The sequence below is a fragment of the Leclercia sp. M50 genome (assembly GCF_037150775.1).
In the GTDB taxonomy this organism is placed as follows: domain Bacteria; phylum Pseudomonadota; class Gammaproteobacteria; order Enterobacterales; family Enterobacteriaceae; genus Enterobacter.
The window spans coordinates 45,537-65,165 of the sequence record NZ_JBBCPK010000006.1; the positions used below are offsets into that span (position 1 = coordinate 45,537).

At 56.0% G+C, this 19,629-nt stretch carries 19 protein-coding genes and 1 pseudogene; 12 read left to right on the forward strand and 8 right to left on the reverse strand.

The genetic code is table 11. The annotated features are described in order from the left end of the window. Positions 1-2: 2 nt before the first annotated feature. The 3 genes from WFM46_RS02575 to satP form a co-directional block, all read right to left on the reverse strand. Positions 3-779, reverse strand: a complete 777-nt coding sequence (locus tag WFM46_RS02575; RefSeq protein WP_336997016.1) for an ABC transporter ATP-binding protein — start codon at positions 777-779, stop codon at positions 3-5. Then, a complete protein-coding gene (locus WFM46_RS02580) occupies positions 776-1,849 on the reverse strand; it encodes a FecCD family ABC transporter permease (protein ID WP_336997017.1) in 1,074 nt (357 codons plus the stop codon). The genes WFM46_RS02575 and WFM46_RS02580 overlap by 4 nt, the downstream gene beginning before the upstream one ends. Before the next feature lie 249 nt (positions 1,850-2,098). Further along, positions 2,099-2,668 carry an acetate uptake transporter gene (gene satP / locus WFM46_RS02585; protein WP_103178207.1) on the reverse strand — a complete coding sequence of 190 codons (570 nt, stop codon included), beginning with the start codon at positions 2,666-2,668 and terminating at the stop codon, positions 2,099-2,101. Between the two features lie 296 nt (positions 2,669-2,964). On the opposite strand from satP, the gene dnaK reads away from it, so the two are divergent. The 4 genes from dnaK to nhaR all read left to right on the forward strand — a co-directional run bounded on the left by dnaK (position 2,965) and on the right by nhaR (position 8,411). After that, positions 2,965-4,884 (forward strand): molecular chaperone DnaK, encoded by a 1,920-nt coding sequence (gene dnaK / locus WFM46_RS02590; RefSeq protein ID WP_180209045.1) that lies wholly within the window; start codon positions 2,965-2,967, stop codon positions 4,882-4,884. Positions 4,885-4,970: 86 nt separating this feature from the next. Further along, on the forward strand, positions 4,971-6,104 hold the full coding sequence (dnaJ, locus tag WFM46_RS02595; RefSeq protein WP_103178209.1) for a molecular chaperone DnaJ: 1,134 nt from the start codon (positions 4,971-4,973) through the stop codon (positions 6,102-6,104). A 172-nt stretch (positions 6,105-6,276) separates the two neighbouring features. Further along, entirely contained in the window at positions 6,277-7,452 is a 1,176-nt protein-coding gene (nhaA, locus tag WFM46_RS02600; RefSeq protein ID WP_156653897.1) for a Na+/H+ antiporter NhaA, read from the forward strand. 59 nt (positions 7,453-7,511) lie between these two features. After that, complete coding sequence (gene nhaR, locus WFM46_RS02605) at positions 7,512-8,411, forward strand: transcriptional activator NhaR (RefSeq protein WP_103178211.1); 900 nt, start codon at positions 7,512-7,514, stop codon at positions 8,409-8,411. A 59-nt stretch (positions 8,412-8,470) separates the two neighbouring features. Here the strand turns inward: nhaR and rpsT are convergent, their stop codons facing one another. Beyond that, positions 8,471-8,734 (reverse strand): 30S ribosomal protein S20, encoded by a 264-nt coding sequence (rpsT, locus tag WFM46_RS02610; protein ID WP_008502037.1) that lies wholly within the window; start codon positions 8,732-8,734, stop codon positions 8,471-8,473. A gap of 154 nt (positions 8,735-8,888) precedes the next feature. On the opposite strand from rpsT, the pseudogene WFM46_RS02615 reads away from it, so the two are divergent. From WFM46_RS02615 to ispH, 6 genes and pseudogenes are all read left to right on the forward strand, one after another. Then, positions 8,889-9,056 (forward strand): annotated as a pseudogene (locus WFM46_RS02615) (DUF2575 domain-containing protein). Between the two features lie 7 nt (positions 9,057-9,063). Then, positions 9,064-10,002, forward strand: a complete 939-nt coding sequence (gene ribF, locus WFM46_RS02620; protein WP_103823205.1) for a bifunctional riboflavin kinase/FAD synthetase — start codon at positions 9,064-9,066, stop codon at positions 10,000-10,002. Positions 10,003-10,035: 33 nt separating this feature from the next. Then, the gene (ileS, locus tag WFM46_RS02625) at positions 10,036-12,852 is read left to right on the forward strand and encodes an isoleucine--tRNA ligase (RefSeq protein ID WP_336997018.1); all 2,817 of its coding nucleotides are present in this window, start codon (positions 10,036-10,038) and stop codon (positions 12,850-12,852) included. Next, positions 12,852-13,352 carry a signal peptidase II gene (gene lspA / locus WFM46_RS02630; RefSeq protein ID WP_103178215.1) on the forward strand — a complete coding sequence of 167 codons (501 nt, stop codon included), beginning with the start codon at positions 12,852-12,854 and terminating at the stop codon, positions 13,350-13,352. Before ileS ends, lspA begins: the two co-directional genes overlap by 1 nt. Positions 13,353-13,445: 93 nt before the next feature. Continuing rightward, the gene (fkpB, locus tag WFM46_RS02635) at positions 13,446-13,895 is read left to right on the forward strand and encodes an FKBP-type peptidyl-prolyl cis-trans isomerase (protein WP_103178216.1); all 450 of its coding nucleotides are present in this window, start codon (positions 13,446-13,448) and stop codon (positions 13,893-13,895) included. Between the two features lies 1 nt (position 13,896). Continuing rightward, positions 13,897-14,847, forward strand: coding sequence for a 4-hydroxy-3-methylbut-2-enyl diphosphate reductase (gene ispH / locus WFM46_RS02640; RefSeq protein ID WP_028015471.1), 951 nt, complete (start codon positions 13,897-13,899; stop codon positions 14,845-14,847). 19 nt (positions 14,848-14,866) lie between these two features. Here ispH and WFM46_RS02645 read toward each other — a convergent pair whose 3' ends face one another. Next, positions 14,867-15,769 carry a LysR family transcriptional regulator gene (locus WFM46_RS02645; RefSeq protein ID WP_156653899.1) on the reverse strand — a complete coding sequence of 301 codons (903 nt, stop codon included), beginning with the start codon at positions 15,767-15,769 and terminating at the stop codon, positions 14,867-14,869. 92 nt (positions 15,770-15,861) lie between these two features. Here WFM46_RS02645 and WFM46_RS02650 point away from each other — a divergent pair, with 92 nt between their 5' ends. Continuing rightward, the gene (locus WFM46_RS02650) at positions 15,862-16,503 is read left to right on the forward strand and encodes an alanyl-tRNA editing protein (RefSeq protein WP_336997019.1); all 642 of its coding nucleotides are present in this window, start codon (positions 15,862-15,864) and stop codon (positions 16,501-16,503) included. 203 nt (positions 16,504-16,706) lie between these two features. After that, a complete protein-coding gene (locus WFM46_RS02655) occupies positions 16,707-17,477 on the forward strand; it encodes a glucose-6-phosphate isomerase family protein (protein ID WP_336997020.1) in 771 nt (256 codons plus the stop codon). A gap of 28 nt (positions 17,478-17,505) precedes the next feature. Here the strand turns inward: WFM46_RS02655 and WFM46_RS02660 are convergent, their stop codons facing one another. The 3 genes from WFM46_RS02660 to WFM46_RS02670 are packed head-to-tail and all read right to left on the reverse strand — an operon-like array spanning position 17,506 to position 19,626. After that, complete coding sequence (locus WFM46_RS02660) at positions 17,506-18,324, reverse strand: PTS system mannose/fructose/sorbose family transporter subunit IID (protein WP_336997021.1); 819 nt, start codon at positions 18,322-18,324, stop codon at positions 17,506-17,508. Then, a complete protein-coding gene (locus WFM46_RS02665; protein WP_336997022.1) occupies positions 18,324-19,121 on the reverse strand; it encodes a PTS mannose/fructose/sorbose/N-acetylgalactosamine transporter subunit IIC in 798 nt (265 codons plus the stop codon). Before WFM46_RS02665 ends, WFM46_RS02660 begins: the two co-directional genes overlap by 1 nt. 10 nt (positions 19,122-19,131) lie before the next feature. Beyond that, on the reverse strand, positions 19,132-19,626 hold the full coding sequence (locus WFM46_RS02670) for a PTS sugar transporter subunit IIB (protein ID WP_180209041.1): 495 nt from the start codon (positions 19,624-19,626) through the stop codon (positions 19,132-19,134). Positions 19,627-19,629: the final 3 nt, after the last annotated feature.

Consider the following 19,629-nt stretch of genomic DNA (forward strand, 5'->3'; position numbering starts at 1 on the left):
TTTTAGGGTGTTAATCCGTCGACCACCACATGGGGCAGCCTGCGGGAACAGTATTCGACTCGTCCCTCCACGCCATATACCGTCGCCAGATTAGCAGGGGTAACAACCTCTCCCGGCAGGCCGCTGGCAATCAGTTCGCCGCCTTTCAGCATCAGGGCATAGTTCGCGTGGCGCAGGGCAATGTTGATGTCGTGGATCACCACGACAGTGACGATGTTGCGCAGCCGCGTTTCGCGGGCGACGATATCCATCACATGGGACTGATAGTTGAGGTCGAGGGCACTCAGGGGCTCGTCCAGCAACAGCAAATCGGGCTGGCGGATCAGGGACTGAGCGAGGGCAATCAACTGCTTTTGCCCGCCGGAGAGCTGGTCGAGAAAACGCATCGCCAGATGAGCAACGCCCAGTTTTTCAAGGATGGCGTACGCCTCCTGTTCAACATTTTGCGTATCGACGCTGCCGCTGGCCCGACGGGCGACAATCACCGATTCCAGCGCATGCAGGTGCACACCCTGAGGCAGGGATTGCGGGAGATAAACCACCTTCTGCGCCCGCGTTGCCGAGGGCAGCGTCATCAGATCCTCGCCATTCAGCCGTAACTCGCCCTGCGCAGGATTCAGGTCCGCCAGGGCGCGCAGCAGGGTCGATTTACCGGAGCCGTTCGGCCCCAGCAGGGCGGTGATCTCGCCGCGGGGGAGCAGGGGTGTGGTGAGCCCGCTGATGATCTTTGTCTTGCGATAGCCGGTGTGCAGTTCCCGGACGCGAAGGCCGTCGGTCATACGTTCCCCCGGTTGCGAATAATGATGCTCAGGAAGAACGGCACGCCCACCAGCGAGGTGACAATCCCTACAGGAATAATGACGCCGGGAACGATGTTCTTGGAAAAAACGGAGGCCAGCGAAAGCACCAGGGCGCCAACCAGCATGCTGCCAGGGAGATAAAAACGGTGATCCTCGCCAAACATCATGCGGGAGATATGCGGCGCCACCAGGCCTATAAAACCCACTGGCCCGACAAAGGCGACCGTCAGCGACGAGATAATACTGATGCGTAACAGCGTCGCCAGACGCAGCTTTTTCACGTTAATGCCGAAGCTGACGGCACGATCTTCGCCCAGACGCAGCGCCGTGAGTTTCCATGCGTTTTTCAGCGACAGCGGCACGATAATCAGCAGGGCTACGGCCAGGATCGCCAGCTTATCCCATGAGGCTCTTGCCAGGCTGCCCATCGTCCAGAATACCAGCCCCTGCAGCGTATCTTCGCTGGCGACAAACTGCAGGATGGAGATTAGCGCGTTAAAGGTAAAGACCAGCGCGATACCGAACAACACCACGCCGGAAGTGGCCACGCGGGTCCAGCGGCTGATGCCATCCAGAATAAAGCAGGCCAGCAAGGCAAAGATAAAGGCGTTTGCCGGAATAAACCACTTATCGTCAATGCCGGGAATGCCCAGCCCGAGCACTATCGCCAGCGCGGCACCGAAGGAGGCGGCAGACGACACGCCCAGCGTAAATGGACTGGCGAGCGGGTTATTCAGGATGGTTTGCATCTCTGCCCCGGCAAGCCCCAGGGCCATGCCAACGGCGACAGCCATCAGCGCGAACGGCAGCCGTAGTTCCCAGACGATAACGCGCGTGCCGGCATCGACAGAAGCGGCATCCATTAAGGTGTGCCAGAGCGTGGAAACGGAGATGCCCGACGGGCCGAGGATAAAATCGAGGATCAGGGAGCAGATAATAAAGAAGAGCAGTACGCCTGCCAGAGTAAAACGCCTGACCAGGACTTTACGGTAATGCGACGCGATAATGGCTTCGCCAGTTTGCTCGCGAGCGGCAAGGCTGGAGTTCATCAGATAACCCTATGCAACACAAAAGAATCATTTATCCCCTGCGCGTTCCATTTTGGCGGCCGTCTGATATCCATTATCCGGGATGCCCGGGCAACACTATTCGCAATGATAATGCTTATCAATTGAATATGAGGATTATTGCCGTTCTGTTTACGTATCGTTTCTGATGCGGGCAAAAAACAAGCAGATTAGAAGGGGAAGGTGTAACCGGAGAGGGGAGTCGTGCCCGCGGAGCGGGCACGAAGGGGATCAGTGTTTTTCACCAATCGGCAGAACGGTGCGACCGAACTGCTCGTTCAGGACTTCACCCATTGCCAGGTAGATGGCGCTGGCACCGCAGACCAGGCCAACCCAGCCCGCCACGTGGATAATGGCTTCGCCGTTATCCACCAGGTGACCCACTGCCAGCAGGGCGAACAGCACGGTCAGGCTCAGGAAGACGAACTGCAGCGCGCGGTTACCTACCAGCGTGCCGAAGAACATGAACAGCGTGAAGACGCCCCACAGGCCCAGATAGACACCCAGGAACGGCGTATTAGCCGCATCGGTCAGGCCCATTTTCGGCATCAGCAGAATGGCGACCAGGGTCAGCCAGAATGAACCGTAAGAGGTAAATGCGGTTAAACCGAAGGTATTGCCTTTCTTATATTCCAGCAGGCCCGCGAAAATCTGTGCGATACCGCCATAAAAAATGCCCATCGCCAGGATAATGCCATCCATCGGGAACATCCCGATATTATGCAGGTTCAGCAGAATGGTGGTCATGCCAAAACCCATCAGGCCCAGCGGAGCCGGATTAGCCAACTTAGTGTTGCCCATAAGTCCTCAAAAAAATCATCATTAATATGGTGAAATAGTGGTTCCCACGCCAATACTCCCTGGCGGGGCGCGGCATCATAATGGGCGCCATCGATGCCGTCTATGATCTAATCAGGGTGAAATTAAAAAATTTTTTATCCGTCCCCCTTGATGGATGCCGTTGCGACCCCATCTTGTAGTCAACCGCAGTGTGTGGACCTGAAAAAATTCAAATCTGGGCAGTTGAAAAAGCACCTTTTGCCCTTATTACAGGTACACAACCACATGTTGACCGAATTTATAGTGGAGACGTTTAGATGGGTAAAATTATTGGTATCGACCTGGGTACTACCAACTCTTGTGTAGCGATTATGGACGGCACAACTGCACGTGTGCTGGAGAATGCCGAGGGCGATCGCACCACGCCTTCTATCATTGCCTATACCCAGGATGGTGAAACTCTGGTTGGTCAGCCGGCTAAACGTCAGGCAGTGACAAACCCGCAAAACACGCTGTTTGCGATTAAGCGCCTGATTGGCCGTCGCTTCCAGGACGAAGAAGTTCAGCGTGATGAAGCCATCATGCCGTACAAAATCATCGGCGCTGAAAACGGTGATGCCTGGATTGATGTGAAAGGCCAGAAAATGGCACCGCCGCAGATCTCTGCTGAAGTGCTGAAAAAAATGAAGAAAACGGCGGAAGATTACCTGGGTGAGCCGGTAACTGAAGCGGTTATCACCGTACCAGCCTACTTCAACGATGCACAGCGTCAGGCGACCAAAGACGCGGGCCGTATCGCGGGCCTGGAAGTCAAACGTATCATCAACGAACCAACCGCAGCGGCACTGGCTTACGGTCTGGATAAAGAAGTTGGCAACCGCACCATCGCGGTATACGACCTCGGTGGTGGTACTTTCGATATCTCTATTATCGAAATCGACGAAGTTGACGGCGAAAAAACCTTCGAAGTTCTGGCAACCAACGGTGATACCCACCTGGGTGGTGAAGACTTCGACAGCCGTATGATCAACTACCTCGTTGACGAATTTAAGAAAGATCAGGGCATTGACCTGCGTAACGATCCGCTGGCGATGCAGCGCCTGAAAGAAGCCGCAGAAAAAGCGAAAATCGAGCTCTCTTCTGCGCAGCAGACCGACGTGAACCTGCCGTACATCACTGCAGACGCCACCGGTCCAAAACACATGAACATCAAAGTGACTCGCGCGAAACTGGAAAGCCTGGTAGAAGACCTGGTTAACCGTTCCATCGAGCCGCTGAAAGTTGCGCTGCAGGATGCGGGCCTGTCCGTATCTGAAATCCAGGACGTTATCCTGGTAGGTGGTCAGACTCGTATGCCAATGGTTCAGAAGAAAGTCGCTGAATTCTTTGGTAAAGAGCCGCGTAAAGACGTTAACCCGGACGAAGCCGTTGCTATCGGTGCTGCTGTTCAGGGCGGCGTACTGACCGGTGATGTTAAAGACGTACTGCTGCTGGACGTTACCCCGCTGTCTCTGGGTATCGAAACCATGGGCGGTGTGATGACTCCGCTGATCGCCAAAAACACCACCATCCCGACCAAGCACAGCCAGGTGTTCTCTACCGCTGAAGACAACCAGTCTGCGGTAACCATCCATGTGCTGCAGGGTGAGCGTAAACGTGCCGCAGATAACAAAGATCTGGGCCAGTTTAACCTCGACGGTATCAGCCCGGCGCCGCGCGGTATGCCTCAGATCGAAGTCACCTTCGACATTGATGCTGACGGTATCCTGCACGTTTCCGCGAAGGACAAAAACAGCGGTAAAGAGCAGAAGATCACCATCAAGGCCTCTTCTGGTCTGAACGAAGAAGAGATCCAGAAAATGGTTCGCGAAGCAGAAGCGAATGCCGAATCTGACCGTAAGTTCGAAGAGCTGGTTCAGACCCGCAACCAGGGTGACCATCTGCTGCACAGCACCCGTAAGCAGGTTGAAGAAGCGGGCGATAAACTGCCAGCTGACGACAAAACGGCTATCGAGTCTGCACTGAGCGCGCTGGAAACTTCCCTGAAAGGTGAAGACAAAGCCGATATCGAAGCGAAAATGCAGGCACTGGCGCAGGTTTCCGGGAAGCTGATGGAGATCGCACAGCAGCAGCACGCACAGCAGCAGGCTGGCGCAGGCGCTGACGCTTCTGCGAACAACGCGAAAGATGACGATGTTGTCGACGCAGAGTTTGAAGAAGTGAAAGACAAAAAATAATCGCCCTTTGAACGGGTAATACACTGGCACGGGCGAAGAGGTTTCCTCTCCGCCCGTGCACGCATGTTAGGGGCAGATAAAACAAGATGGCAAAGCAAGACTATTACGAGATTTTAGGCGTTTCCAAAACAGCGGAAGAGCGTGAAATCAAAAAGGCGTACAAGCGCCTGGCCATGAAATATCACCCGGACCGCAACCAGGGTGACAAAGAGGCCGAAGCCAAATTTAAAGAGATCAAAGAAGCCTACGAAGTCCTGACCGATGCGCAGAAACGTGCGGCTTACGATCAGTACGGTCATGCCGCGTTTGAACAGGGCGGTATGGGCGGCGGCGGATTTGGCGGCGGCGGCGCAGATTTCAGCGATATCTTTGGTGACGTGTTCGGCGATATCTTCGGCGGCGGCCGCGGTCGCCAGCGTGCAGCCCGTGGCGCAGACCTGCGTTACAACATGGAGCTGACGCTGGAAGAGGCGGTCCGTGGCGTGACGAAAGAGATCCGCATCCCGACGCTGGAAGAGTGTGACGTTTGCCACGGCAGCGGCGCGAAGGTGGGCACCAAGCCGCAGACCTGTCCAACCTGTCATGGCTCCGGTCAGGTGCAGATGCGTCAGGGCTTCTTCGCGGTGCAGCAGAGCTGTCCGCACTGTCAGGGTCGCGGTACGCTGATCAAGGATCCGTGCAACAAATGTCACGGTCACGGTCGCGTCGAGAAGACCAAAACCCTCTCCGTTAAAATCCCGGCGGGCGTGGATACCGGCGATCGTATTCGTCTCTCTGGCGAAGGCGAAGCAGGCGAGCATGGCGCACCGGCAGGCGATCTGTACGTTCAGGTACAGGTGAAGCAGCACGCGATTTTTGAACGTGAAGGTAACAACCTGTACTGCGAAGTGCCGATCAACTTTGCGATGGCGGCGATGGGCGGTGAGATTGAAGTGCCAACGCTGGACGGTCGTGTAAACCTGAAAGTGCCTGGCGAAACCCAGACCGGCAAGCTGTTCCGTATGCGCGGCAAAGGGGTGAAATCCGTCCGTGGCGGCGCTCAGGGCGACCTGCTTTGCCGCGTGGTGGTAGAAACCCCGGTTGGCCTGAACGAAAAACAGAAGCAACTGCTGAGAGAATTGCAGGATAGCTTTGGTGGCCCAACAGGTGAAAACAACAGCCCGCGCTCCAAAAGCTTCTTTGATGGCGTGAAAAAATTCTTTGACGATTTGACTCGCTAATGCTGAGCTAACGTTGTCCCCGAAGCCCGGAAGCGATTCCGGGCTTTTTTATCCCTGAAGTAATCAGATCGGAAAAACTGAGTCTATAGTTAACATTAACCTGCTTTTGCCGATGAATATCCGTGCGTATGATGGTTTTAACGAAGGATTGTCGTAAAAAGAGAGAGTAATAGTGAAACTTTTGAATCGTTTTTTCCGCAATGAGGCCTCTGGGGGCATCATACTCATGCTGGCTGCAGCCATCGCTATGCTGCTGGCAAACCTGGGCCCAACCCGCGGCCTGTATCACGCTTTTCTGGAAACACCCGTTGAGTTACGCGTCGGCGTGCTGGAAATCAACAAGAACATGCTGCTGTGGATCAACGATGCACTGATGGCGGTCTTTTTCCTGCTGGTGGGGCTGGAGGTCAAGCGTGAGCTGGTCCAGGGCTCCCTGGCAAGCCGTCAGCGCGCGGCGTTTCCGGTGATTGCCGCCATCGGCGGGATGGTGGTTCCGGCCCTCATCTTTCTGGCTTTTAACTATCAGGATCCCATTGCCCGGGATGGCTGGGCGATCCCGGCAGCAACGGACATCGCCTTTGCGTTGGGCGTTCTCGCGCTGTTAGGTAATCGCGTGCCGATGGAGTTAAAAATCTTCCTGATGGCCCTGGCGATCATCGATGACCTGGGCGCAATCGTCATTATTGCCCTGTTCTATACCAGCGAGCTGTCGGTGCTGTCGCTGGCGGTTGCGGCGGCGGCCATCGCGGTACTGGCGCTGCTCAATATCTGCAATGTCCGTCGCATTGGTATCTATCTCCTGGTGGGTATGGTGCTGTGGACGGCTGTACTGAAATCGGGCGTGCATGCCACTCTGGCCGGCGTGATTATCGGTTTCTTCGTGCCGCTGAAGGCGCAAGAGGGTAAATCGCCGGCGAAGCAGCTCGAGCACGTGCTGCATCCGTGGGTCGCCTTTATGATCCTGCCGCTTTTCGCCTTCGCAAACGCGGGTGTTTCCCTTGAGGGCGTCACGCTGGATGGATTGATGTCGATGCTGCCGCTGGGGATCATCGCCGGGCTGTTTATCGGTAAGCCGCTGGGGATTGGCCTCTTCTGCTGGATGGCGCTGAAACTGAAGCTTGCCACCCTGCCGCACGGAACCACCTGCCGGCAGATCATGGCCGTCGGCGTGCTGTGCGGGATCGGCTTTACTATGTCGATCTTTATCTCAACACTGGCGTTTGGCGCGAATGCCCCTGAGCTTATCATCTGGGCTAAGCTGGCTATCTTAACCGGATCGCTGTTGGCTGCGTTTGTAGGTTATATGTTGCTGAAGACGAAATTGCCCTCGCAGGCGCATCCGGCGTAACGGGACTCCGGGAGGGACAGGCAGCCCTCCCGTTAACACAATCAGGGAGCGAGGATCATATGTCTCATCTTAACTACAACCATCTTTACTACTTCTGGCATGTCTACAAAGAGGGGTCGGTTGTCGGCGCTGCAGAGGCGCTCTACCTGACGCCGCAGACGATTACCGGGCAGATAAAAGCGCTGGAGGAGCGCCTGCAGGGCAAGCTCTTCAAGCGTAAGGGGCGCGGTATTGAGCCAAGCGAACTGGGTGAACTGGTGTTTCGCTACGCCGACAAAATGTTCACCCTGAGCCAGGAGATGCTCGATATTGTGAATTACCGTAAGGAGTCGAACCTGCTTTTTGATGTGGGCATTGCAGATGCGCTGTCAAAGCGGCTGGTCAGCGGGGTGCTGGATGCGGCAGTCGTGAAGGATGAGCAGATCCACCTGCGCTGTTTTGAATCGACGCACGAGATGCTGCTGGAGCAGCTGAGCCAGCATAAGCTGGATATGATTATCTCTGACTGCCCCATCGACTCGACACAGCAGGAAGGCCTTTTTTCGGTGAAGATTGGCGAATGCGGCGTCAGCTTCTGGTGCAGCAATCCGCCGCCAGAAAAACCGTTCCCCGCCTGTCTGGAAGAGCGCCGTTTACTGGTTCCCGGGCGTCGTTCGATGCTGGGACGCAAGCTGCTGAACTGGTTTAACTCCCAGGGGCTGAACGTTGAAATTCTGGGTGAGTTTGACGATGCCGCATTGATGAAAGCGTTCGGGGAAGCGCATAACGCCATTTTTGTCGCCCCGACGCTCTATGCGCAGGATCTCTATGCGGATGAGAAGATTACCGAGATAGGCCGGGTGGACAACGTGATGGAAGAGTATCACGCCATTTTTGCCGAAAGAATGATCCAGCATCCGGCGGTGCAACGTATCTGTAATCAGGATTACGCTGCGCTGTTTACGCCACCGGTACTCTGAAGGCATAAAAAAACCCGCATTAAGCGGGTTCTTTTAAAACAAGCAACAACAAATAGCGATTAAGCCAGTTTGTTGATCTGCGCGGTCAGGTTAGCCTTATGACGCGCTGCTTTGTTTTTGTGGATCAGACCTTTAGCAGCCTGACGATCCACGATTGGTTGCATTTCGTTAAATGCGTTCTGCGCAGCAGCTTTGTCGCCAGCTTCGATAGCTGCGTATACTTTCTTGATGAAAGTACGCATCATAGAGCGACGGCTTGCATTGTGCTTACGAGCCTTTTCAGACTGGATAGCACGTTTCTTAGCTGATTTGATATTAGCCAAGGTCCAACTCCCAAATATGATCTATGTGGACAATTCAAAGGCCGAGGAATATGCCCTCTATACCTTCTTTTGTCAATGGATTTGTGCAAATAAGCGCCGTTAATGTGGCGACGCTACGTTACGTAGTGATGGCGCAGGATTCTACCAGCTTGTCGTGTCTGAATACAGCTTTTCGGCACAAAAAACGTTATCTGCCGACAGTTTTTTTCGCTCTGAAAGGTCAGCATGATGAAATCATTACAGCTTTCTGTTTTGCGGCAACAATCGCCGGTTAACCTTAACCGCTGTACAAGGTATACTCTGGCGATTTTCACTGTTTTGAGCCAGTCATGAAGCTGATACGCGGCATACATAATCTCAGTCAGGCCCCGCACGGGTGTGTGCTGACTATTGGTAATTTCGACGGCGTGCATCGTGGGCATCAGGTGCTGTTGCAGGGATTGCGTGAAGAGGGACGGGCACGGGGTCTGCCGGTCGTCGTAATGATTTTTGAACCGCAGCCGCTGGAGCTCTTCGCCAGCGAGAAGGCGCCTGCGCGACTGACCCGTCTGCGTGAAAAATTACGCTATCTGGCTCAGTGTGGCGTGGACTATGTCCTGTGCGTCCGGTTCGACCGACGCTTTGCCGCCCTGACGGCACAAAATTTTGTTGGCGACCTGCTGGTCGATCGCCTCGGGGTACAGTTTTTGGCGGTGGGTGATGATTTCCGCTTTGGCGCTGGTCGTCAGGGGGATTTCTTGCTATTACAGAAGGCTGGTCTGGAGTATGGCTTTGACGTCACCAGCACCCAGACCTTTTGCGAAGGCGGCGTGCGCATCAGCAGCACGGCGGTTCGCCAGGCTTTAGCCGATGACGATCTGGATACCGCCGCAAAACTGCTCGGACGCCCGTTCTCCATTTCCGGACGCGTCGTGCACGGCGATGAACTGGGTCGCACCATTGGTTTCCCTACGGCGAATGTACCGCTGCGCCGTCAGGTTTCCCCGGTTAAAGGGGTTTATGCGGTAGAAGTGACGGGGCTGGGTGATAAGCCTTTACCGGGTGTTGCCAATATTGGTACCCGTCCGACAGTTGCTGGCGTGCGCCAGCAGCTCGAAGTGCATTTGCTGGACGTTGTAATGGACCTCTACGGTCGCCATATAGATGTAATCCTGCGTAAAAAAATACGCAATGAGCAGCGATTCGCCTCGCTTGATGAGCTGAAAGCGCAAATCGCGAGAGATGAATTAACAGCCCGCGAAATATTTGGGCTATCGAACCCGGCTTAATGCCTGAGATATAAATACGGAACCGAGAATCTGATGAGTGACTATAAATCAACCCTGAATTTGCCGGAAACAGGGTTCCCGATGCGCGGCGATCTCGCCAAGCGCGAACCGGGAATGCTGGCGCGTTGGACCGATGATGACCTGTACGGCATCATCCGTGCAGCCAAAAAAGGTAAAAAAACTTTCATTCTGCATGATGGCCCTCCCTATGCGAATGGCAGCATTCATATTGGTCACTCTGTAAACAAGATTCTGAAAGACATTATCGTTAAGTCTAAAGGCTTAATGGGCTATGACTCGCCTTACGTTCCAGGCTGGGACTGCCACGGTCTGCCGATCGAGCTGAAAGTGGAGCAGGAGTTTGGCAAGCCGGGTGAAAAATTCACCGCTGCTGAATTCCGTGCTAAATGCCGCGAATATGCCGCCACGCAGGTGGATGGTCAGCGTAAAGACTTTATCCGTCTGGGCGTACTGGGCGACTGGTCGCACCCGTACCTGACCATGGACTTCAAAACCGAAGCCAACATCATCCGTGCGCTGGGTAAAATCATCGGCAACGGCCACCTGCACAAAGGCGCTAAGCCGGTGCACTGGTGTGTGGACTGCCGCTCTGCGCTGGCAGAGGCAGAGGTTGAGTATTACGACAAAACCTCTCCGTCCATCGACGTAGCCTTTGAAGGCGTCGATCAGAATGCGCTGCAGGGCAAATTTGGTCTGCCGGGCGTCAACGGCCCAATCTCGCTGGTCATCTGGACCACCACGCCGTGGACCCTGCCTGCCAACCGCGCGATCTCCCTCTCTGCGGAGTTCGAATATGCGCTGGTACAGGTTGAAGGCCGCGCGCTGATTCTGGCGAAAGATCTGGTTGAGAGCGTGCTGAAGCGCGCGAATATCACCGACTATAAGGTACTCGGCACCGTGAAGGGCGCTGAGCTGGAGCTGATGCGCTTTAAGCATCCGTTCCTCGATTTCGATGTTCCAGCGATCCTGGGCGAGCACGTTACCCTGGAAGCGGGTACCGGTGCGGTACATACCGCCGGTGGCCACGGCCCGGACGACTACAACATCAGCCTGCAGTACGGTCTGGAAATCGCTAACCCGGTTGGCCCGGATGGCGCGTACCTGCCTGGCACATACCCGACGCTGGACGGTGTTAACGTCTTTAAAGCCAACGATATCATCGTCAACATGCTGCGCGACAACGGCTCGCTGCTGCACGTTGAAAAAATGCAGCACAGCTATCCATGCTGCTGGCGCCACAAAACGCCGATCATCTTCCGTGCGACCCCGCAGTGGTTTGTGAGCATGGACCAGAAAGGCCTGCGCGCGCAGTCATTGAAAGAGATCAAAGGCGTGCAGTGGATCCCGGACTGGGGCCAGGCGCGTATCGAGTCCATGGTGGCGAACCGTCCTGACTGGTGTATCTCCCGTCAGCGTACCTGGGGCGTACCGATGTCTCTGTTCGTGCATAAAGAGACCCAGGAGCTGCACCCGCGCACGCTGGAGCTGATGGAAGAAGTGGCTAAGCGCGTTGAAGTGGACGGCATTCAGGCGTGGTGGGATCTCGATTCCCGCGACATCCTGGGCGCAGATGCGGATAACTACGAGAAGGTGCCGGATACGCTGGACGTCTGGTTCGACTCCGGGTCTACCCACGCCTCCGTGGTTGACGTGCGTCCTGAGTTTGCCGGTCACGCTGCCGACATGTATCTGGAAGGTTCTGACCAACACCGCGGCTGGTTCATGTCATCCCTGATGATCTCCACCGCCATGAAGGGCAAAGCGCCTTACCGTCAGGTACTGACCCACGGTTTCACCGTCGATGGTCAGGGCCGCAAGATGTCTAAATCTATCGGTAACACCGTTTCTCCGCAGGACGTGATGAACAAGCTGGGCGCGGATATTCTGCGTCTCTGGGTGGCATCCACCGACTACACCGGCGAAATGGCGGTTTCTGACGAGATCCTGAAGCGTGCTGCCGACAGCTATCGTCGTATCCGTAACACCGCGCGTTTCCTGCTGGCGAACCTGAATGGTTTCGATCCGGCAAAAGATATGGTGAAACCGGAAGAGATGGTGGTGCTGGATCGCTGGGCGGTAGGCTGTGCCCAGGCGGCGCAGGAAGATATCGTCAAGGCGTACGACTCCTACGACTTCCACGAAGTGGTGCAGCGCCTGATGCGCTTCTGCTCCATCGAGATGGGCTCGTTCTACCTCGACATCATCAAAGACCGTCAGTACACCGCTAAAGCGGACAGCGTGGCGCGTCGTAGCTGCCAGACTGCGCTGTACCACATCGCAGAAGCGCTGGTGCGCTGGATGGCGCCGATCATGTCCTTCACCGCAGATGAGATCTGGGGCTACCTGCCAGGCGACCGTGAGAAGTATGTCTTCACCGGCGAGTGGTATGAAGGTCTGTTTGGTCTGGGCGAAACCGAAGCCATGAACGATGCCTTCTGGGACGAGCTGCTGAAAGTTCGCGGCGAAGTGAACAAAGTCATCGAGCAGGCGCGTACCGACAAGAAAGTGGGCGGCTCTCTGGAAGCGGCAGTAACCCTGTTCGCTGAACCAGAGCTGGCGGCGAAGCTGACGGCGCTGGGTGATGAATTACGATTTGTCCTGTTGACCTCCGGTGCAAAAGTTGCGGATTATGCCGATGCGAGCGCTGATGCCCAGCAGAGCGAACTGCTCAAAGGGCTGAAAGTGGCGCTGGCGAAAGCCGACGGCGAGAAGTGCCCGCGCTGCTGGCACTACACGACCGATGTCGGTCAGGTGGCGGAACACGCAGAGATCTGCGGACGCTGTGTCAGCAACGTCGCCGGTGATGGCGAAAAACGTAAGTTTGCCTGATGAGTAAATCACTCTCTTCAACAGGGCTGCGCTGGCTGTGGCTGGTGGTGGTCGTGCTGATTATTGATTTGGGCAGCAAGTACCTGATCCTCCAGAATTTTGCTCTGGGGGATACGGTTCCGCTGTTCCCGTCGCTTAATCTGCACTATGCGCGTAACTATGGCGCAGCGTTTAGCTTCCTTGCGGACAGCGGCGGCTGGCAGCGCTGGTTCTTTGCCGGTATCGCCCTCGGTATCTGCGTGGTACTGGCCGTGCTGATGTACCGTTCGAAAGCCACGCAAAAGCTGAACAACATCGCCTACGCGCTGATCATTGGCGGCGCGCTGGGTAACCTGTTCGACCGTCTGTGGCACGGCTTTGTGGTCGATATGATCGACTTCTACGTCGGCAACTGGCACTTCGCCACCTTCAATCTGGCCGATACGGCGATTTGTATCGGTGCGGCGCTGATTGTGCTGGAAGGCTTCTTGCCGAAGCCCGCAGCGAAAGAGCAGGCGTAACAAACCCGCCGGGCGGCGCTGCGCTTGCACCGGCCTACGATGAGTAGGCCCGGTAAGCGCAGCGCCACCGGGCAAAATGAGTGAGCACTCTGCATGTCTAAATCCGTACAGTCCAACAGCGCGATGCTGGTTCATTTCACGCTGAAACTCGATGATGGCTCCACGGCGGAGTCCACCCGCAATAACGGCAAACCGGCGCTGTTCCGTCTGGGTGATACCTCTCTGTCTGAAGGTCTTGAGCAACAGCTGCTGGGGCTGAAAGAGGGGGATAAAAAAAGCTTTTCACTGGAGCCGGATGCAGCGTTTGGCGTGCCGTCCCCGGACCTGATCCAGTACTTCTCGCGTCGTGAATTTATGGATGCAGGAGAGCCTGAGATCGGGGCGATTATGCTCTTTACCGCTATGGATGGCAGCGAAATGCCAGGTGTGATCCGTGAAATCAACGGCGACTCGATTACCGTTGACTTCAACCATCCGCTTGCCGGGCGTACCGTTCATTTTGATGTAGAAGTGCTGGAAATCGATCCGGCACTGGAGGCCTGAAATGCAGATCCTGTTGGCTAACCCGCGCGGCTTCTGCGCCGGTGTAGACCGCGCTATCAGCATTGTTGAAAACGCGCTGGAGATCTACGGCGCGCCGATTTACGTGCGCCATGAAGTGGTACACAACCGCTACGTGGTCGACAGTCTGCGCGAGCGTGGGGCGATCTTTATCGAGCAAATCAGCGAAGTGCCGGACGGCGCTATTCTGATCTTCTCCGCGCATGGCGTTTCCCAGGCCGTGCGTAACGAAGCCAAAAGCCGCGATCTGACCGTATTCGACGCTACCTGTCCGCTGGTGACGAAAGTGCATATGGAAGTGGCCCGCGCCAGCCGTCGTGGTGAAGAGTCGATCCTGATTGGCCACGCCGGTCATCCGGAAGTCGAAGGAACCATGGGCCAGTACAGCAACCCGGAAGGGGGGATGTATCTGGTTGAGTCCCCGGAAGATGTCCTGACGCTGAACGTGAAAAACGAAGCCCGTCTGTCGTTTATGACGCAGACCACGCTTTCGGTTGATGATACGTCGGATGTGATTGACGCCCTGCGCCAGCGCTTCCCGAAAATCGTCGGGCCGCGTAAAGATGATATCTGCTATGCAACCACTAACCGTCAGGAAGCGGTGCGTGCCCTGGCTGAACAGGCGGATGTGGTGCTGGTGGTCGGCTCGAAAAACTCCTCTAACTCCAACCGTCTGGCCGAACTGGCGCAGCGAATGGGCAAGGCGGCGTTCCTGATTGACGACGCGACGGACATCCAGGAAGCGTGGGTTAAAAACGCGGCCTGTGTCGGTGTCACCGCCGGGGCTTCCGCGCCGGATATTCTGGTGCAGAACGTGATTGCTCGCCTTCAGGAGTTGGGTGGGGGTGAAGCCGTTCCGCTGGAAGGGCGCGAAGAGAACATCGTCTTCGAAGTCCCGAAAGAGCTGCGAATCGACGCCCGCGAAGTAGAATAAGGTTTGAAAATGCCAGTCATCAGGTGACTGGCATTTTTTCATTCAGATAGTTGATCATGGCTCGCATTCTGGCTGGCATATGCTTGTTACGCGTCCAGAGCAGCCATAAATCGCCCGAATAGCTGCTGATAAACGTCCACTCCGGCAGAACCTGTACAATTTCCCCTTTTTCAAGCGCCTCACGCGCCGTAAACAGCGGTAAACTCCCGATACCTACATGGTGTTTGACCGCATCCAGCCGCACGCCCGTGTGGTTAGCCGCGTAGCGGCCGTGCGTCTGTACCATCTCCGTTTTTCCCTGTGAGGTAAATTTCCAGCGTGAATCGGCCGGGGTTTCACCGAGCGAAATACAGCTATGCCCCCGGAGGTCGTGCGGATGCTGAGGCGTGCCTGCGCGACGAAGGTATTCTGGCGTCGCGCAAATAATATGGGTTACCGGCATCAGCGGTTTTCCGTACAGGCCTGGCGAAGGGGTATCGGTGATCCGTAATGCCAGATCGACACCGTCATCGATCAGATCCATGTAGCGATCTTCCAGGCGCAGGCAGACATCTATTTGCGGATAGCGCGCCAGGAATGCTGGCATCAGCGGATGGATCACGAACCGTCCCACGGCTTTCGGTACGCTTATCGTGAGCTTTCCCTGCGCAATAGTTTGCAGACTGCTGCCGGAATCCATTGCCTGTTGTGCCGCGTCCAGCATATCCAGGGCGTGTTCATAGACCGATTTTCCGGTTTCGGTAAGTGCCAGTTTGCGCGTGGTACGGTTCAGTAACTTACACCCCATCTCCTTCTCCAGGCGTGAAACACAACGGCTGATCGCTGAGGGGGTCGCGCCCGTAATACGGGCTACGGTTGAAAAATTGCCATGTTCGACAATGGTAACGAAGGTCGCGAGATCGGGAAGCAGTGCAGGTTTCATTTGTGTATACCAGGCAAGAGTGCATTGTTTGAAAGCCAGATTATCGATGCTTAAGTGATGAATATACTGTCAGGGTACAGAGGAGAACAACCATGACAGAACGACTTTATTACACCAGTGAAGCGACGGAAGGCCGCGCGAAAGTCATCCGTTGCACTGAAGAGGCGGATGGCCGTTACGCCGTCGAGCTGGATCAAACCCTTTTCCATCCGCAGGGTGGCGGACAACCAGCAGATCGGGGCTTCATCGCCGGGATCGCGGTGGAGAGCGTGAACCTGCGTGGAGAGCAGGTCATTCACATTCTGGCCCGGCCGCTTATGCCTGGTGAGGTGGACATTCAGGTGGATAAAAGTGCGCGGGTGCGACATTCCCGCTGGCACAGCGCAGGCCATTTGATCGGTTATGCCGGCGAGCGATGTGGTTGGGAACCGGTAAAAGCCCACCACTGGCCCGGTGAAGGAAGGATTACCTTTACGGCCCGGGATCTTAAGAGCGCAATGCCTGATGCCAGCGCGCTGACAGTTCTTATTGACGGCTGGAAAGCGGACAATCTGCCCCGTCATACAGCAATGGAAGCGGGCAGACGCCAGGTTCGCTTTGGCGATCTTCCGGCTTATGCCTGTGGCGGAACGCATGTTAGCCAGCTGGCGGAAATAGGTGAAATGGAGATCCTGGGGATGAAAATAAAAAAAGGGCAGCTGGTCATCACTTATGCCCTTCACGAGCAGGCGTAACTGGAGTGTGATTAACCCGACAGAGCGGAAGGCTTCGCGGGAGGGGGACAGGTTAATCTGGTAAGCTTGTTATGTTGTTCTCCTCGGGCCGGAGATAAACATGAATCCTGATATTACCCCGCCACCCCAGGTGGCATTGGCCGGCGGTTATGCGCTTCGCGTATTTGCCGCTGAACTTCACCCACAGGGATGGGAGGTCAGCCATGCTTAACGTTGGGCTGGATATGACCATTACACACCGTCCATTAGGTTTTAGCTACGGAGGCGACGTCACTGGCCCGATGCCAGAGATCCGAACGCTGGATCAGATCCGTCCGTCGCTGCGCAATCCGGACTGCGAAGGGCCAGAGCAGGTGTATGCCATCGCGATGGACGTGGCGAGGCTTGCAGACAGAGAGAAGCTGGAAAAGCGGAAACTGCTGTTTGGCGTGGTCACCTATGCCGCGGGTACGCTCGGCGATGAGCCGGTGCGTAGCCAGGGGCATGTTCACCGTATCAGCCAACACAGTGGATGGTCACCGCCCGAACTGTATGAGATCTGGCAGGGGAAAGCGATCGTCTACATGCAAGAGTATGTTGATGACGATCCCGGCCGCTGCTTTGCGGTGCTGGCGGGGCCGGGTGAAAAGGTACTGGTGCCGCCGGGGTGGGGCCATGCCACTATTTCCGCCTCGCCGGAGGAGCCCTTAACCTTTGGCGCCTGGTGCGACAGAGAATATGGCTTTGAGTATGAGGCCATTCGCGCCCGCAGGGGGCTCGCCTGGTATCCGCTGGTGCAGGGGAGGCATATCGTCTGGCAACATAATAAGCATTATATGGCAGGCAGGCTGCAGATGATTACGCCGCGCTGCTACAGCGAGTTTGGCATCACCGATGCGCCTGTCTACCAGCAGTTTATTGACGATCCCGCCCGCTTTCAGTTTATCTCCCGCCCGGATAAAACGGCGGAGTTATGGCGCAACTTCCATCCGTAACGTAAGCCGGGGCATCGCCCCGGCTCGTTTAACCGGCAAACAGACCGGATGCCACGCCAAGCGCGGCCAGCACCAGCAGTAGCAGCATGGCTTTCACCGGCGAGACCCCTTTTTTTGCCATCACATACCAGGTGCCGAGCACGACCGCCAGCGGCAGCAACTGCGGGAAGATCCCATCGAGCATCTGCTGAACGTGGATATTCACCCCATCTTTAGTGATGAACTCCAGCCCGGTGCCCAGCTTCACGTAGCTTGCCGCCACGCCGCCCATGACGAACACCCCCAGCAGCGAGAGCGCCTCACGCAGGCGTGCGGATTTGCTGCTTACCAGCATCTCCACCGAGCCGGAACCCATCCGGTAGCCCTTAAGAAACAGGAACCAGGAGCCAGGGAGCACGATCGCCAGCCAGGCAATAGCATAAAAAAGCGGCCCGAGAATATTCCCCCCCGCCGCCAGCGCCATTCCGATACTCAGCAAAATGGGGATCAGCATGCCGGGGATCATTGAATCGCCGATGCCGGCGATCGGCCCCATCAGGCCCACCTTCAGGGTATTGATGGTGTCGCCGTCAATGGGTTCACCGTTGGCTTTTTTCTCTTCCAGGCCCAGCACCATGCCGTTAACTATCGCGCCAATCTGCGGTTCTGTGTTGTAGAACGAGGCATGACGGCGCAGCATTTCGGTGCGCTGCGTTGCGTCCGGATAGAGCTTTTTTGCCACCGGCAGCATGCTCAGGCAAAAGCCGAAGGATTCCAGGCGTTCAAAGCTCATCGACGACAGGTTATGCATCATCCATGCCCGCCAGCAGCGGCGCAGATCCTTACGGGTGAGTTTACGTTCTTCCATCAGAATTCATCCTCGTCGTCGTGCGTCGGTCTTGCGGCAACGGGTTGCGGTGCCTCCGGCTTGTAGTTGTAATGGATCAGCGCCAGCAGCGCGCCGACAATCACCAGCGCCACCATGTTCAGCTTCAGAAAGACAATGCAGACGAAACCGACCAGGAAGTAGATGAGCATGGTATAGCTTTTGATGATCTGCTTTAACAGAATGGCGATGCCCACGGCAGGCAGGATGCCGCCCAGCACGTTCATCGTGGAGAGCACGGTTTGTGGCAGGCTATCCATAAAGCTGCTGATGTACTGGGCACCAAAATAGACCGCGATGAAGGCCGGAACAAAGCGCAGTAAGAAGTTCATCGCCTGCGGCCAGATCGCGCTGTTGAGAAAGAGTCCCCGTTCGTCGCCGCGTTCCAGCGCAACATCCGCCCGGTGGTTCCAGTACGAATTCAGGACCATCATGGCGTTAAAGAGGATGGTGCCGGCGATGCCAATGGTGGCTGCCAGGGCAACGGCGACTTCGGGACCTTTACCGGAGAGAATGCCAAGGGCTATCGCAGGCCAGGCGACGAAGTTTAAATCCGCTGGCATCGAGCCGCCCGGGGTGACCATGGCGATATAGACAGCCTGAACCGCCACGCCAATCATGATACCGGTTTTTACGTCGCCAAGGATAAGCCCTACCAGCATGCCCGAAATCAACGGCCTGGAGATGAGATACCAGCCGCCTGTCAGGCCGAACAGCCAGGGACTGCTGAGCGCCCCGAGATAGCAAAACAGGCCGATTAATGATGCTTCGACAATCATTTCTGGCTCCTTATTTTATTTTTTGTTTAGCGTCCTGCCAGCTAAAGAAGCTGGCATCCGGCACCAGGCGAAACTCAATCACATGGCCCTGTTCGGCAAGCCACTCAAAGGCTGCGGCCTCCTCAGCGCTGACGGACTGGTTAGGCCCGATGGTCGTGGTGTTGGCGCGGGCGCTCATTGGCCCGACATTAATTTTCCCGTTGCTGTTTTTCAGGCTAATGCCCGCCTGTTCAATGCGCTGCAGCGTGACCGGTGATTTGCCGATCACGAAATAGCGTTTCTCGCTGGCAATGACCTTCGGCAGCTTCTCAATGGCCGTAGCGGTATCAAATAGCCACACTTTGGTATCGGATACCGCCCCTTTCATGACCGACGAGAGCAGTGGGTCGGCCGCGACGGCATCGTCAATGGCGACGATGCCGTCGCAGGGCAGCTCTTTTGCCCAGCGTGTGACCAGCTGGCCGTGGATTACCCTGTCATCAATGCGTACGAAAGAAATCGTCATAGC

Coding starts and splice junctions, on each gene's coding strand:
- WFM46_RS02575 (WP_336997016.1), bottom strand. CDS start 779: ATGACCGACGGCCTTCGCGTCCGGGAACTGCACACCGGCTATCGCAAG.
- WFM46_RS02580 (WP_336997017.1), bottom strand. CDS start 1,849: ATGAACTCCAGCCTTGCCGCTCGCGAGCAAACTGGCGAAGCCATTATC.
- satP (WP_103178207.1), bottom strand. CDS start 2,668: ATGGGCAACACTAAGTTGGCTAATCCGGCTCCGCTGGGCCTGATGGGT.
- dnaK (WP_180209045.1), top strand. CDS start 2,965: ATGGGTAAAATTATTGGTATCGACCTGGGTACTACCAACTCTTGTGTA.
- dnaJ (WP_103178209.1), top strand. CDS start 4,971: ATGGCAAAGCAAGACTATTACGAGATTTTAGGCGTTTCCAAAACAGCG.
- nhaR (WP_103178211.1), top strand. CDS start 7,512: ATGTCTCATCTTAACTACAACCATCTTTACTACTTCTGGCATGTCTAC.
- ribF (WP_103823205.1), top strand. CDS start 9,064: ATGAAGCTGATACGCGGCATACATAATCTCAGTCAGGCCCCGCACGGG.
- ileS (WP_336997018.1), top strand. CDS start 10,036: ATGAGTGACTATAAATCAACCCTGAATTTGCCGGAAACAGGGTTCCCG.
- lspA (WP_103178215.1), top strand. CDS start 12,852: ATGAGTAAATCACTCTCTTCAACAGGGCTGCGCTGGCTGTGGCTGGTG.
- fkpB (WP_103178216.1), top strand. CDS start 13,446: ATGTCTAAATCCGTACAGTCCAACAGCGCGATGCTGGTTCATTTCACG.
- ispH (WP_028015471.1), top strand. CDS start 13,897: ATGCAGATCCTGTTGGCTAACCCGCGCGGCTTCTGCGCCGGTGTAGAC.
- WFM46_RS02645 (WP_156653899.1), bottom strand. CDS start 15,769: ATGAAACCTGCACTGCTTCCCGATCTCGCGACCTTCGTTACCATTGTC.
- WFM46_RS02650 (WP_336997019.1), top strand. CDS start 15,862: ATGACAGAACGACTTTATTACACCAGTGAAGCGACGGAAGGCCGCGCG.
- WFM46_RS02655 (WP_336997020.1), top strand. CDS start 16,707: ATGCTTAACGTTGGGCTGGATATGACCATTACACACCGTCCATTAGGT.
- WFM46_RS02660 (WP_336997021.1), bottom strand. CDS start 18,324: ATGGAAGAACGTAAACTCACCCGTAAGGATCTGCGCCGCTGCTGGCGG.
- WFM46_RS02665 (WP_336997022.1), bottom strand. CDS start 19,121: ATGATTGTCGAAGCATCATTAATCGGCCTGTTTTGCTATCTCGGGGCG.
- WFM46_RS02670 (WP_180209041.1), bottom strand. CDS start 19,626: ATGACGATTTCTTTCGTACGCATTGATGACAGGGTAATCCACGGCCAG.